Origin of the sequence: Cedecea selenatireducens, from assembly GCF_042138895.1 — a bacterium.
Classification (GTDB): Bacteria; Pseudomonadota; Gammaproteobacteria; order Enterobacterales; family Enterobacteriaceae; genus Cedecea; species Cedecea selenatireducens.
This window is the reverse complement of sequence record NZ_JBHIKW010000006.1, coordinates 85130-99446: the sequence shown is the minus strand read 5'-3', so window position 1 is coordinate 99446 and position 14317 is coordinate 85130. Positions and strand designations below refer to the sequence as shown.

The window sequence follows — 14317 nt, the reverse complement described above, 5'->3', positions numbered from 1 at the left end:
AGATTACGAGCCGTTTTTCAGCGCTTCGAGATACTCCCAGCGCTCGAATGCCTCTTCCAGAGCCAGCTCCGCTGCGGACATTTCCGCGAGGACTTTCTGGGTCGTATCGTGCGGTTGGTTAAAGAAATCCGCATCGCCGACTTTTGCCTGCAGCACGCCTAAATCGGCCTCAAGTTGCTCAAGTCGTTGAGGCAGCTGCTCCAGTTCGCGCTGCAGGTTATAGCTTAGTTTGCTATTGGCACGTTTAACAGGTTCTGCTTTTTGCGCCTCGGCCTTCTCGGTTTTAACCGCAGCCGCCTGACGCAAAGGCTGGGCGGAACCCTGCTGGCCTTTGGCATCATGGTAGCCGCCGACATAGCGACCGATTTTGCCCTGGCCTTCGAAGATCCAGCACTCGGTGACGGTATTATCGACAAACTGACGGTCGTGGCTAACCAGCATAACCGTGCCCTGGTAACCATCAATCAGTTCTTCCAGCAGCTCCAGCGTTTCGACGTCCAGGTCGTTGGTTGGTTCATCGAGAATCAGCAGGTTGCTAGGTTTTAAGAATAAACGGGCCAGCAGCAGACGGTTTCTTTCCCCGCCGGAAAGCGCACGCACCGGAGTCATGGCGCGTTTTGGATGGAACAGGAAGTCCTGCAGGTAGCCCAGCACGTGGCGCGGCTTGCCGTTCACCATTACTTCCTGCTTCCCTTCCGCCAGGTTATCCATCACCGTGCGGTCAGGATCCAGCTCGGCGCGGTGCTGGTCGAAGTAGGCCACTTCCAGCTTGGTACCGCAGTGCACGCGGCCGCTGTCGGCCTGTAGCTGGCTAAGCATCAGCTTAAGCAGCGTAGTCTTACCGCAACCGTTCGCCCCCACCAGCGCAATTTTATCGCCACGCTGAACCTGAGCGGAGAAATCACGCACCAGCGTTTTGCCGGCAACCTGGTAATTAACGTCTTCCATCTCGAAGACGATTTTGCCTGAGCGGCTCGCCTCTTCGACCTGCATCTTCGCGCTGCCCATCACTTCACGGCGTTCACCGCGCTCGCGGCGCATCGCTTTCAGGGCACGAACGCGCCCTTCGTTACGGGTACGACGCGCTTTGATGCCCTGACGGATCCACACTTCTTCCTGCGCCAGCTTGCGGTCAAACTCGGCGTTCTGTAACTCTTCCACGCGCAGGGCTTCTTCTTTCGCCAGCAGATACTGGTCGTAGTCGCCAGGGTAAGAAACCAGCTTGCCGCGATCCAGGTCGACAATACGGGTCGCCATATTGCGAATAAAGGAACGGTCGTGGGAGATAAAGATAATGCTGCCCTGGAACTCCTTCAGGAAGCCTTCCAGCCAGTCGATGGTTTCGATATCAAGGTGGTTAGTCGGTTCATCAAGCAGCAGCACGCGCGGGGAGCTGACCAATGCCCGGCCCAGCGCGGCTTTACGCAGCCAGCCGCCGGACAGCGCGGAAAGCTCGGTATCCGCTTCCAGACCAAGCTGCTCGAGCACTTCGTTAATGCGGCTGTCGAGCTGCCACAGGCCCTGATGATCGAGGATCTCCTGAATGCGCGCCATCTCATTAAGATTTTTGTCGCTTGGGTCGGTCATCACTTTATGGGAGATGTCGTGGTAGGCCTTGAGGTATTCGGCCTGCTCTTCCACGCCTTCCGCCACAAAGTCATACACCGTGCCCGCAACGTTACGCGGCGGATCCTGCTGCAAACGTGCCACGATCAGATCCTGTTCATACACCATGCGCCCATCGTCCAGCGGCAGCTCGCGGTTGAGGATCTTCATCAGCGTTGATTTGCCCGCGCCGTTACGGCCAACCAGACAGACGCGTTCGTTTTCTTCGATGTGTAATTCGGTGTTATCTAACAGCGGCGCGTCGCTAAACGACAGCCAGGCACCGTGCATACTAATTAATGACATGACTATTAATCCCGGGATTCGTGAGTGACTAACCAGCAGTTATGGATCTGGCGGTTGCGCGCAAAGTCCTGCGACTGCGTTTTTTGTGTAATTTCCTGTGCAACCAGGCCAAGCTCCGCCAGGCCGGCGAAGTCCATTTTGAAGCCACGTTTATTGTTGGAGAACATAATGGTACCGCCGCGACGCAGCAGGCGCTTCAGATCCTTCATCAGCGCAATATGGTCACGCTGCACGTCGAAAGAATCTTCCATGCGCTTGGAGTTGGAGAACGTCGGCGGGTCGATGAAGATCAGGTCAAACTGCTCATCGCTATCGCGCAGCCAGCCAAGGCAATCAGCCTGGACCAGGCGATGGGCGCGGCCGGTCAAACCGTTCAGGCGCAGGTTACGCTCCGCCCACTCAAGGTAGGTACGCGACATATCCACCGTGGTGGTGCTTTTCGCCCCGCCGAGACCCGCGTGTACCGTTGCGGTACCGGTATAGGCGAACAGATTCAGGAAGTCTTTCCCTTTGCTCATCTGGCCCAGCATGCGGCGAGCGATGCGGTGGTCAAGGAACAGGCCGGTATCCAGGTAGTCGGTAAGGTTAACCCACAGGCGCGCGTCAAACTCGCTGACTTCCATGAAATCGCCCTTCTCGCCCATCTTCTGGTACTGACTTTTCCCTTTCTGACGCTCGCGGGTTTTTAGCACCAGCTTGTTGGTTGGCAGTTCAAGAACCGCAAGCGTTGCCGCGATGACGTCAAACAGGCGCTGGCGGGCTTTGTTCGGATCGATGGTTTTCGGGGGCGCATATTCCTGCACCACGACCCAGTCGCCGTAGCGGTCAACCGCAACGTTGTAGTCAGGCAGGTCGCCGTCGTACAGGCGATAGCATTCAATCCCCTCCTGACGGGCCCACTTATCAAGCTTTTTGACGTTTTTGCGCAGGCGGTTGGCATAATCTTCAGCAATCTGACCGCTTGCCGCGGCGACGCCAGCAGGGCTAACCGCCAGCTGATAGTTTTTCTGCACGCAGTCCAGCGGGCCGTTTTTGGCCTTAAACTGGCGATCGGCGCGCAGCTGCAGGCAGCTCAGCAGCTCTGGGGAAGCGCTGAACAGCGACAGATTCCAGCCGCCGAACTGATTTTTCAGATGGCGACCCAGCAGGCTGTGCAGGGCAATCAGCGCAGGCTCGCTTTCCAGACGCTCACCATAAGGTGGGTTACTGACCACCGTACCCGCAGGGCCTTCCGGCAGCGGGTTGGTCAGCTTAGCGACGTCCTTAACGTCAAAACTGATAACCTCGCCAAGACCTGCACGACGGGCGTTGGCGCGGGCGCGTTCAATGACGCGGCTGTCGTTATCTGAACCATAGAAGCGAGACGGATATTCAGTCAGGCCACGGCGAGCGCGAACCTGTGCCTCGGTCACCACCTCTTTCCAGACGTCCGCATCATGCTTCGCCCAGTTCAGGAAGCCCCAGCGCTTACGATGTAGGCCCGGCGCGCGATCGGTAGCGATCATCGCGCCTTCAATCAGCAGCGTGCCGGAACCGCACATCGGATCCAGCAGCGGCGTACCATGCTGCCAGCCGGAACGCATCACGATGGCCGCAGCCAGGGTTTCTTTTATAGGAGCGGCACCGGTTGCATCACGGTAGCCACGCTGATGCAGGCCTTCACCGCTGAGATCCAGCGCGATACTGGCGGTATCTTTGTTCAGCCAGACGTTAATACGCAGGTCTGGCTGCTCACGATCGACATCCGGACGCGGCAAATTCTTGCGGGTAAAGGAGTCAACAATCGCATCCTTCACCTTCAGCGCGCCGTACTGGCTGTTGCGGATGGTTTCGTTCAGGCCGCTGAAGTGCACGGCAAACGTTGCGCCCGGCCCGAACAGCGCCGGCCAGTCGATAGCCATCACGCCGAGGTACAGATCGAGATCGCTGTAAACTTTGCATTCGCTGAGTGGCAGCAAAATACGCGAAGCCAGGCGGCTCCACATCAGGCTTTGATAGAGTAGACGAGTATCCCCCTGGAAATGTACGCCGCCCTGAACGACCTGGCAGCCCTGGGCCCCCAGGTTTTCTAGTTCAGTTTTTAACAGCTCTTCAAGCCCACGCGCCGTACTGGCAAACAGAGAATTCATATCGTCACTTATCAGGTAAAAAGAAAATTGTGGCGCATTATAGCTAATCCGCAACGCATGTCATAAAGTTGCCCTCTTAATTTATTTCCCACGGAGGGCGCCGTGATTACTTTGTCTCAACTCTTTATTCACCCGGTAAAATCCATGCGCGGTCTGGCGCTCTCCCACGCGCAGGCAACCACCAGCGGGCTGGCCTTCGATCGCATCTTTATGATTACCGAACTGGATGGCACCTTTATTACCGCCCGCCAGCATCCGCAGATGGTATTGTTCACCCCGGCGTTCCTGCATGACGGCCTTTATTTATCAGCCCCGGACGGCAGCTCGGCCAGCATTCGCTTTGCGGATTTTACCGAGGCGCCTGCGCCAACTGAAGTCTGGGGTTCGCACTTTACCGCGCTTATTGCCCCTGACGAAATTAATCAATGGCTAAGCGGCTTCTTCTCGCGCCCGGTGCAGCTTCGCTGGGTTGGCGAGGAGCCTACCCGCCGGGTTAAGCGCCACGAAGAGGTGCCGCTTTCGTTTGCCGACGGCTTCCCTTATTTGCTGACCAACGAAGCCTCGCTGCGCGACCTGCAAAACCGCTGCCCGGCCAGCGTCAAAATGACCCAGTTCCGCCCCAATATGGTGGTCACCGGGGTGCCAGCGTGGGCAGAAGACACCTGGAAAGTGGTGCGCATCGGTGGCGTCACCTTTGATGTAGTCAAACCCTGTAGCCGCTGCATCTTTACCACCGTAAGCCCGGAACGTGGCCTGAAACATCCCAGCGGCGAACCGTTAAAAACGCTGCAGGGCTTCCGCACCGCGCAGGATAACAGCGGTGCCGTGGATTTCGGCCAGAATTTAATTGCCCGCAACAGCGGCGTTATTCGCGTTGGCGATGAGCTGGAAGTACTCGCCCACAAACCGGCCAATGTTTATGGCCCGGGTGAAGTGGTCGAAAGCCTCGAGCCGCAAAGCCAGCCTGAAAGCAGCGTTAATATCGACTGGGAAGGCACAACGTTCCAGGGCAATAACCAGCAAATTCTGCTGGAGCAGCTGGAAAACAAAGGGATTCGCGTGCCCTATTCTTGCCGGGCCGGAATTTGCGGAAGCTGTCGAATTCGGTTGCTGGACGGCGAAGTGAAGGCGTTAAAGAAAGGTGCGATTGGCGCCGATGGCACAATTTTGTGCTGCAGCTGTGTTCCTGCCGGAAACGTGAGCGTCGCGCCGCGTTAAACGGCCTGATCCAGGCTGAGGCCGCTGCTCAAAGGCTGCGGTTTCAGTCGGTCATTCATGACTTTGATAGCATCACCCAGCTGCATAGTGCGGCCGGCTAACGTTAGCCCCTGCTGAGCGAGCAGGCAAAGCGCGGCATTATCACCGGTTTCTACCACCAGCAGGTTCACCTGCTGCATATTCTCGCTTAGCCACACGCAGGCCCCGTCCCCGATCCCCGGCTGCCAACAGTCACCGTGAGAGACAAAATGCCAGCTTTTCGGCATTTGCGGTTTGAGGAAACGAATCGCCACCAGCGCGTTAAGCACCAGCTCGGCACGCTGCTCTTTACCCAACGGTAAATCACGACATTTTTCTTCAAAGGAGAAAAAGAGCGCCGCATCGTCAACACAAAAACCTGAGTTTTCAAAGGCATCCGGGGTCAGCATTTTGCGCGGAAAGCGCGAACGGAATAGCATGCCATTGGCCAAATCGAGCATCATTCGATCGTGCTCTTCATCGAAATACCAACGCCAGTTATCGTCCGGTTTTATCCGCATAATGCTTACCCTTCATTTATCCCGCTGCTGAATTGCCACTCAGATTCTTACCATATTAATAAAAGACCAATATGTTTAAATAAGCAACAGTAGCGGAATATAAAACAACCAGAGCCGAAAATAAAGCCCTGGTTGTTTGCAAAGCGTAAATGATCAGAGATGAGTAACGATTTCTTTAATCAACGGCGGGCCTTTAAAAATGAAGCCGGAGTATATTTGAACCAGTGAAGCTCCCGCCGCGATCTTCTCGCGAGCAGCGATAACTGAATCAATACCGCCGACGCCGATAATCGGTAGTCGACCATTTAATTCCTGAGACAAGCGACGAATAATTTCCGTGCTTTTTAATTGTACCGGACGACCGCTTAAGCCACCGGTTTCGTCGCAGTGCTTCATGCCCTGAACGAGGCTCCGGTCTAAAGTGGTGTTGGTGGCAATCACCCCATCAATATTATGGCGAACTAAACTGTCCGCTACCTGGATCAATTCTTCTTCAGAAAGATCCGGCGCGATCTTCACCGCCACGGGAACATATTTATGATGGATCGCTTGCAGCGCCTGCTGCTTATTTTTAATGGCGCTTAAAAGATCGTCCAGCGCTTCACCATATTGCAACGTACGTAATCCTGGCGTATTCGGTGATGAGATATTGATCGCAATATAGCCAGCATACGGATAGATTTTATCCATACAGACCAAATAATCATCTTTCCCCTGTTCAACGGGGGTGTCTTTGTTCTTGCCAATATTAATCCCGAGCACGCCGTCGAAGTGCGCTTTTTTTACATTTTCGACCAGGTTATCTACCCCAAGATTATTAAACCCCATGCGGTTAATAAGCCCCTCGGCCTCCACCAGGCGGAAGATTCGTGGTTTATCGTTCCCCGGCTGAGGACGAGGCGTTACGGTGCCCACCTCGATGGAACCGAAGCCCATCGCCCCGAAGGCATCAATACATTCCCCGTTTTTATCCAGGCCTGCGGCTAAGCCCAGCGGATTCTTGAACGTTAACCCCATGCAGGTCACCGGTTTTGACGGCACGTTCTGACGAACCAGCCACTCAAGCGGCGTACCGGTGACAAAGCGTAATTGCTGAAAAGTTAACTCATGAGCGCGCTCTGGATCGAGCTGAAAAAGGGCTTTACGAACGAAGGGGTAGTACATGAACTCTCCTGGATTCCCGGTGTGCAGACCGGGGCGCTATTATTCACGATCCGGGCGATGATTGGAATTGACCTGCCGCAAAAAAGCCTGAATAGAAGCAAACGTTTTCTTTTCCCGGCGTGCGATATGCGCTTTTTCGCAAATCTATCCCGGAAAAATCACTTAGCTGAAGAAATCATCTCTGCCAGTATCACGCTAATTGTTATCAATGTTAGATAAAAGCAAACAATTAGTTATAAGGAGTCATGATGCGTGTGATTACCCTGGCCGGAAGCCCTCGCTACCCTTCTCGTTCCAGCTCTCTGCTGGAGTATGCAAGGGAAAAACTGAGCGCCCTGGATGTTGAAGTCTATCACTGGCACCTGCAGAACTTTGCGCCGGAAGACCTGCTGTATGCGCGGTTCGACAGCCCCGCTTTACTGACGCTCATTGAACAGCTCAGCACCGCCGACGGCCTGATTATCGCCACGCCGGTCTATAAAGCCTCGTTTTCAGGCGCGCTAAAAACGCTGCTCGATTTGCTCCCTGAACGCGCGTTAGAGAAAAAGGTTGTTCTGCCTCTCGCGACCGGCGGCACCGTCGCCCATATGCTCGCCGTGGACTATGCCCTTAAGCCGGTGCTGAACGCGCTGAAGGCTCAGGAAATTCTGCACGGCGTGTTCGCCGACGACGGCCAGGTTACTGATTACCAGCATAAACCTCAGTTCACGCCAAATCTGCAAAAACGCCTTGATGAATCGCTGGAAACTTTCTGGCAGGCGCTTCATCGCCGTGACTTTGTGGTGCCTTCGCCGTTTAACGCTCGGGGAGTCAGCCATGTTTAATCTGCTTAAACGCCGCAGTCCCTGGCTTGCCTTTGCTGGCCTGCTCGCCTTTTCGACCTACAGTAATGCCTCTGAAAGCGGCCCGGAACAGCTGCGCATTGGCTATCAAAAGGGGTCGGTCAGCATGGTGCTGGCCAAAAGCCACCAGCTACTGGAAAAGCAGTATCCGAAGACCAAAGTTTCATGGATTGAATTTCCTGCCGGGCCGCAGATGCTTGAGGCGCTGAACGTCGGCAGTATTGATTTGGGCAGCACCGGAGATATTCCGCCGATCTTCGCGCAGGCCGCTGGCGCAGATCTGCTGTACGTGGGCGCCGAGCCGCCCAAACCGAAAGCAGAGGTGATCCTGGTGCCGGAGAATAGCCCGCTGAAAACGGTGGCTGATTTAAAAGGCCATAAGATAGCCTTCCAGAAGGGCTCCAGCTCGCACAATCTGGTGCTGCGAGCGCTGCAGAAAGCCGGGCTGAAGTTTTCCGATATTCAGCCTGCATACCTGACTCCTGCCGATGCGCGGGCTGCTTTCCAGCAGGGTAACGTAGACGCCTGGGCCATCTGGGATCCGTATTATTCGGCGGCGCTGTTAAACGGCGGCGTTCGCGTCCTGACTGACGGCAGCGAACTTAATCAAACCGGATCTTTCTATTTAGCCTCTCGTCCTTACGCGCAGGCCAATGGCGTATTCCTCCAGCAGGTGCTGAAAACCTTCAGCGATGCCGACGCGCTCACCCGCACGCAGCGGGCAGAAAGCGTAACGCTGCTGGCCAAAACGATGGGCCTGCCTGAAGCGGTGATCGCCACTTACTTTGACCATCGTCCTCCTTCAGAAATTACGCCGGTAAGCGAAGCTACCGCAGGCAAGCAGCAAAACACTGCGGATCTGTTTTATGAAAACCGCCTCGTGCCGAAGAAGGTCGATATTCGTACCCGCATCTGGCAACCCGCTGGCGCGACACAAGGAGCTAAGTCATGAGCCTGAATCTGTTCTGGTTTTTACCCACCCACGGTGATGGTCACTATCTCGGCAGCGAGACAGGCGCCCGCCCGGTTGACCATGGTTATCTGCAGCAAATCGCACAGGCAGCCGATCGCATCGGTTTTACCGGCGTGCTTATTCCAACCGGGCGATCCTGCGAGGATGCCTGGCTGGTTGCCGCCTCGATGATCCCCGTCACCCAGCGGCTTAAATTTTTGGTCGCGCTGCGCCCGAGCGTCGTATCCCCTACTCTTGCCGCACGCCAGGCCGCCACTCTTGACCGCCTTTCCAACGGGCGGGCATTGTTCAACCTGGTGACCGGCGGCGACGCCGAGGAACTGGCCGCCGAAGGCGTATTTCTCGATCATCAAGAACGCTATGAGGCTTCGGCGGAGTTTACCCGCATCTGGCGGCGTGTGCTCGAAGGCGAAACCGTCGACTACGATGGCAAACACATAAAAGTGAAAGGTGCGAAGCTGCTCTACCCTCCGGTGCAGCAGCCGCGCCCCCCGCTTTATTTTGGCGGATCGTCCGATGCAGCACAGGATCTGGCGGCCGAGCAGGTTGACCTTTACCTGACCTGGGGTGAACCCCCGCATCTGGTGAAGGAGAAAATAGATCAGGTTCGGGCGAAAGCGGCAGCTCAGGGGCGTGAAGTCCGCTTTGGTATCCGCCTGCACGTCATCGTGCGGGAAACTAACGAAGAAGCCTGGCAGGCTGCAAACCGGCTTATTTCACTCCTCGATGACATCACCATCGCTAAAGCACAGGCAGCCTTTGCCCGCAGCGACTCGGTCGGCCAGCAGCGCATGGCTGCCCTGCACGGCGGCAAGCGAGACAAGCTGGAGATCAGCCCAAATCTATGGGCTGGCGTCGGACTGGTTCGCGGCGGCGCAGGCACGGCGCTGGTGGGCGACGGGCCGACCGTCGCAGCCCGTATTCATGAATACGCCGACCTGGGTATCGACAGCTTTATTCTCTCCGGCTATCCACACCTGGAAGAAGCATACCGCGTGGGTGAACTGCTGTTCCCTCACCTTGATGTCGCTATTCCTGAAATTCCTCAGCCACGGCAGGTTCATGAAAAAGGGGAAGTTGTCGCCAATGACTTTATCCCGCGTAAAGTGGCGCAAAGCTAGAGAGGCAGAATGAACGCATCCATCCATAAAGTCTTGCTGCGCCTGGCGCCCTGGGCACTGCCGGTGGGCATCGTACTTGTCTGGCAGCTAGCTTCGTCCACGGGCTGGCTTTCGACGCGCATTTTGCCCTCTCCGGAGGGCGTAGTGCTGGCGTTCTGGAGCCTTTCTGCCAGCGGAGAACTCTGGCAGCACCTGGCGATCAGCTCGTGGCGGGCGGCGATCGGTTTTAGCATCGGCGGATCGCTGGGTCTGATCTTAGGTTTGATAAGCGGCCTGTCACGCTGGGGAGAACGCCTGCTCGACAGCTCCATTCAAATGCTACGCAACGTCCCACACCTGGCGCTGATCCCGCTGGTGATCCTTTGGTTTGGCATCGACGAAACGGCCAAGATCTTTTTGGTCGCGCTCGGCACCCTGTTCCCGATTTATATCAATACCTGGCACGGCATCCGTAATATCGATCGCGGTCTGCTGGAGATGGCCCGCAGCTACGGGCTTTCCGGTTTCAGCCTGTTTGTGCACGTCATTCTGCCGGGCGCATTACCGTCCATTATGGTCGGCGTGCGTTTTGCTCTGGGCCTGATGTGGCTGACGCTTATCGTGGCGGAAACCATTTCTGCGAATTCCGGGATTGGCTATCTGGCGATGAATGCCAGGGAGTTCCTGCAAACCGACGTGGTGGTGGTGGCCATCGTGCTGTATGCGCTGTTGGGCAAACTCGCCGACGTCAGCGCCCGCCTGCTGGAACGCGTCTGGTTACGCTGGCATCCGGCTTATCAATTAAAGGAGGAGACGGTATGACAACTGCTCGTCTGAATCAGGGCACGCCGCTGTGGCTTAATAACGTCGGCAAACGCTATGGCGATAAAGTCATTCTCGATCAACTTGGGCTGCGCATTCCTGCCGGGCAGTTTGTGGCGGTGGTTGGCCGCAGCGGCGGCGGCAAAAGTACGCTGCTCCGCCTGCTTGCCGGGCTGGAAAACCCAAATCACGGCGCGCTATACGCCGGCAGCGCGCCGCTACGTGAGAGCCAGGATGACACGAGGCTGATGTTCCAGGACGACAGGCTGCTGCCGTGGAAAACGGTGATAGACAACGTCGGGCTTGGGCTGAAAAACAGCTGGCGAGAGGCGGCGCTCAAGGCGCTTACCGCCGTTGGCCTTGAAAATCGAGCCAGCGAGTGGCCGGCCGCGCTTTCCGGCGGGCAAAAGCAGCGCGTTGCGCTGGCCAGAGCGCTTATCCATCGCCCACGCCTGCTATTACTTGATGAACCGCTCGGCGCGCTGGATGCCCTGACGCGAATCGAAATGCAGGAGCTGATTGTTTCGCTGTGGCAGGAGCACGGCTTCACGGTGCTTTTGGTGACGCATGACGTCAGCGAGGCGGTCGCCATGGCCGATCGCGTGCTGCTCATAGAAGAAGGAAAAATTGGCCTGGATCTGACGGTCGATTTACCGCGTCCGCGGCGACTGGGATCGGCGAAGCTGGCCGAACTGGAGGCTGAGGTGCTGGCCAGAGTGATGAAACGAGGTTTAGAAGAGCCGGCACGCACGGTGCGTACCGGCTGAGTTTATACCCTCACCCTTCGGGTGAGGGGCAGAACTTATGCCAAAGCCTTGGCAATTTTCTCGAACAGATCCCCGGACAGGTTTTCCAGCCCTTTCAACTGCTCCAGCGCGGCGCGCATCTTAGCCTGACGTTCCGCGTCGTAACGCTTCAGGCGAATCAGTGGCTCAACCAGACGAGAAGCGATCTGTGGGTTACGGCTGTTCAGCTCGGTCAGCATTTCCACCATAAACTGGTAGCCGCTGCCGTCTTTGGCGTGGAACGCTGCCGGGTTGCTTGAGGCAAATGCCCCAATCAGGGAGCGAACGCGGTTCGGGTTGCCCAGGCTGAAGGAACGGTGATTAAGCAGTTCACGCACTTTAGCCAGCGTGTTGCTTGCCGGACTGGTCGCCTGCAGGACAAACCACTTATCCATAACCAGGCCATCTTTGTGCCACTTCTCATCGTACTCGGTCAGCAGCGCTTCACGGCATGGCAGCTGTGCAGCCACCGCGGCGGACAGTGCGGCAATGGAATCGGTCATATTGTCAGCCTGCTGATACTGCTCGCGCACCAGCTGCCCGGCAAGTTCAACGTCGCCAAACGCCAGATAACGCAGGCAAGTATTGCGCAGCGCACGTTTACCGATGTCACCATGATCCACACGATAGCCGTCGAGCTTGTTGGCGTTGTAGATTGCCAGGAACTCGTCGGCCAGCTCTGCCGCCAGGGTACGAGTCAGCGCACCGTGCACTTCGGCAATGGCGATCGGATCGATAGTCTGGAACAGCTCGGCAATTTCATTCTGCGAAGGAAGCGTCAGGATCTCAGCGGCCAGCGCCGGATCGATTTTCTCATCCAGCAGGATAGCGCGGAATGCGTCAGCCACGTGCAGCGGCAGTGAGAGCGGCTGCCCTTGCTGGCTGCGGTTCACGTTGATTTTAATGTAGTTTGCCAGCAGGCTCTGCGCCGCATCCCAGCGGGAGAAGTCGTTCCGCGCGTGGCGCATCAGGAACGTCAGCTGCTGATCGCTCCATTTATAGTCAAGCTTCACCGGCGCGGAGAATTCACGCAGCAGGGACGGAACAGGCTGGAAGTAGACGTTATCGAAGACGAAGGTCTGCTCTGCCTGAGTCACGTTTAGCACGTGGTGCACCGGGTGGCCATCCTTCTGCAGCGGAATGACCTTCCCTTCGTTATCGTACAGCTCGATATCAAACGGGATATGCAGCGGGTGTTTTTCCTGCTGCTCGGCGGTCGGCGGCGTCATCTGGCTGATGGTAAGCGTGTACTGCTCGGTTTCCGGGTTGTAGTCGTCACGAACGGTTACCACCGGCGTACCGGCCTGGCTATACCAGCGGCGGAAATGAGACAGATCGACGTTGGACGCATCTTCCATCGCCTGCACGAAGTCATCGCAGGTTGCCGCGCTGCCGTCGTGGCGTTCAAAGTAAAGCTGCATACCCTTCTGGAAGTTCTCTTCACCCAGCAGCGTGTGCAGCATGCGAATAACTTCTGACCCCTTCTCATATACCGTTAAGGTATAGAAGTTATTCATTTCGATAACTTTGTCCGGGCGAATCGGGTGCGCCATCGGGCTGGCGTCTTCGGCGAACTGCATGGCACGCATGGTGCGCACGTTCTGAATACGGTTTACCGCACGAGAACCCAGGTCAGAGCTGAACTCCTGGTCACGGAACACGGTCAGGCCTTCTTTCAGGCTCAGCTGGAACCAGTCGCGGCAGGTGACGCGGTTACCGGTCCAGTTGTGGAAGTATTCGTGGCCGATAACGCGTTCGATGTCGAGGTAATCTTTGTCGGTGGCGGTTTCGGCGCGGGCCAGGACATATTTAGAGTTGAAGATATTCAGCCCTTTGTTTTCCATCGCGCCCATATTAAAGAAGTCGACGGCGACTATCATATAGATGTCGAGGTCATATTCCAGGCCGAAACGGGTTTCATCCCACTTCATTGAGGCCTTCAGCGAGGTCATCGCCCAGTCAGCACGATCGAGGTTGCCGCGGTCAACAAACAGTTCCAGCGCAACATCACGCCCGGAGCGGGTTTTGAAGCTGTCACGCAGGACGTCAAAATCGCCCGCTACCAGCGCAAACAGGTAGCAAGGTTTTGGGAATGGGTCCTGCCACTGCACCCAGTGACGGCCATTTTCCAGCTCGCCTTCGGCAATGCGGTTACCGTTAGCCAGTAAATACGGGTATTTGCTTTTGTCGGCGATGACTTTGGTCGTGAAGCGCGCCAGCACGTCCGGGCGGTCCAGATACCAGGTAATATGGTGGAAGCCTTCTGCTTCACATTGGGTACACAGCGCTTCACCGGACTGATACAGCCCTTCGAGCGCCGTATTGGTCGCCGGGCTGATTTCGTTAACAATCGTCAGCGTAAAGGTGTCCGGCAGTTGCTCCAGAATGAGCGCGCCGTCCTGCTGACGATAATGCTGCCACGGGGTCCCGTTTACGGCGATGGAGACCAGCGTCAGGTCTTCACCATCAAGATGCAGCGCCGCGCCAGCCTCGCCCTGACGGACAATTTTGCTGACCGCGGTAACCTGCGTTTTTGTGGCATCAAGGTCAAAGGTCAAATCGATATCGGTTATCGTATAATCCGCCGCGCGATAGTCGTGGCGATATTTGGCTTGTGGCTGTTGTGTCATAAAAAACCTTATACATCGTCCGTAAGATAATGGACTTCAGTCTATTCCTGTTGCCGGAATGTTGCTACGCAGAATCTTCATCTTTGGCCATCTGCGGCCAAAAAATTTTAGCGGCTCAGCGTAGTACTTTGGTGACCATGCACCTTAGAGAAGACGCGACTATCAGGGTGTAATCGCACATTTTGTTTAGTACTCTAAACATAA

The 14317-nt window shown here is 56.3% G+C and carries 12 protein-coding genes; 7 read left to right on the top strand and 5 right to left on the bottom strand.

Annotated elements, in window-relative coordinates; translation table 11 throughout:
* Positions 1–3 precede the first annotated feature (3 nt).
* Positions 4–1911 carry an ABC transporter ATP-binding protein gene (locus ACE38U_RS11785; protein WP_038473960.1) on the bottom strand — a complete coding sequence of 636 codons (1908 nt, stop codon included), beginning with the start codon at positions 1909–1911 and terminating at the stop codon, positions 4–6.
* A 5-nt stretch (positions 1912–1916) separates the two neighbouring features.
* Positions 1917–4040: a bifunctional 23S rRNA (guanine(2069)-N(7))-methyltransferase RlmK/23S rRNA (guanine(2445)-N(2))-methyltransferase RlmL gene (gene rlmKL, locus ACE38U_RS11780; protein WP_038473963.1), complete on the bottom strand. Its 2124-nt coding sequence runs from the start codon at positions 4038–4040 to the stop codon at positions 1917–1919.
* Between the two features lie 102 nt (positions 4041–4142).
* Between rlmKL and ACE38U_RS11775 the strand changes: the two genes are divergently transcribed.
* Positions 4143–5258 carry a YcbX family protein gene (locus ACE38U_RS11775; protein ID WP_375529801.1) on the top strand — a complete coding sequence of 372 codons (1116 nt, stop codon included), beginning with the start codon at positions 4143–4145 and terminating at the stop codon, positions 5256–5258.
* On the opposite strand, the gene zapC is transcribed toward ACE38U_RS11775, so the two are convergent.
* Both zapC and pyrD read right to left on the bottom strand, forming a co-directional pair.
* Positions 5255–5797, bottom strand: coding sequence for a cell division protein ZapC (gene zapC / locus ACE38U_RS11770; RefSeq protein ID WP_038473969.1), 543 nt, complete (start codon positions 5795–5797; stop codon positions 5255–5257). The genes ACE38U_RS11775 and zapC overlap by 4 nt on opposite strands.
* Positions 5798–5950: 153 nt before the next feature.
* Positions 5951–6961 (bottom strand): quinone-dependent dihydroorotate dehydrogenase, encoded by a 1011-nt coding sequence (gene pyrD, locus ACE38U_RS11765; RefSeq protein WP_038473971.1) that lies wholly within the window; start codon positions 6959–6961, stop codon positions 5951–5953.
* Here pyrD and ACE38U_RS11760 point away from each other — a divergent pair.
* From ACE38U_RS11760 to ssuB, 6 genes are read left to right on the top strand one after another with little or no spacing between them, the layout of a single operon-like run.
* Positions 6905–7180, top strand: coding sequence for a hypothetical protein (locus ACE38U_RS11760; RefSeq protein ID WP_375529866.1), 276 nt, complete (start codon positions 6905–6907; stop codon positions 7178–7180). The two genes, pyrD and ACE38U_RS11760, sit on opposite strands and share 57 nt — an antisense overlap.
* 29 nt (positions 7181–7209) lie before the next feature.
* Positions 7210–7785 (top strand): NADPH-dependent FMN reductase, encoded by a 576-nt coding sequence (ssuE, locus tag ACE38U_RS11755; protein WP_038473977.1) that lies wholly within the window; start codon positions 7210–7212, stop codon positions 7783–7785.
* Positions 7778–8755: a sulfonate ABC transporter substrate-binding protein gene (locus ACE38U_RS11750; RefSeq protein WP_375529800.1), complete on the top strand. Its 978-nt coding sequence runs from the start codon at positions 7778–7780 to the stop codon at positions 8753–8755. The genes ssuE and ACE38U_RS11750 overlap by 8 nt, the downstream gene beginning before the upstream one ends.
* Positions 8752–9897, top strand: coding sequence for an FMNH2-dependent alkanesulfonate monooxygenase (gene ssuD / locus ACE38U_RS11745; RefSeq protein ID WP_375529799.1), 1146 nt, complete (start codon positions 8752–8754; stop codon positions 9895–9897). Before ACE38U_RS11750 ends, ssuD begins: the two co-directional genes overlap by 4 nt.
* Before the next feature lie 9 nt (positions 9898–9906).
* Entirely contained in the window at positions 9907–10698 is a 792-nt protein-coding gene (ssuC, locus tag ACE38U_RS11740; RefSeq protein ID WP_038473986.1) for an aliphatic sulfonate ABC transporter permease SsuC, read from the top strand.
* A complete protein-coding gene (ssuB, locus tag ACE38U_RS11735) occupies positions 10695–11465 on the top strand; it encodes an aliphatic sulfonates ABC transporter ATP-binding protein (protein ID WP_375529798.1) in 771 nt (256 codons plus the stop codon). Before ssuC ends, ssuB begins: the two co-directional genes overlap by 4 nt.
* Positions 11466–11500: 35 nt before the next feature.
* Here ssuB and pepN read toward each other — a convergent pair whose 3' ends face one another.
* A complete protein-coding gene (gene pepN, locus ACE38U_RS11730; protein WP_375529797.1) occupies positions 11501–14113 on the bottom strand; it encodes an aminopeptidase N in 2613 nt (870 codons plus the stop codon).
* Between the last annotated feature and the right edge of the window lie 204 nt (positions 14114–14317).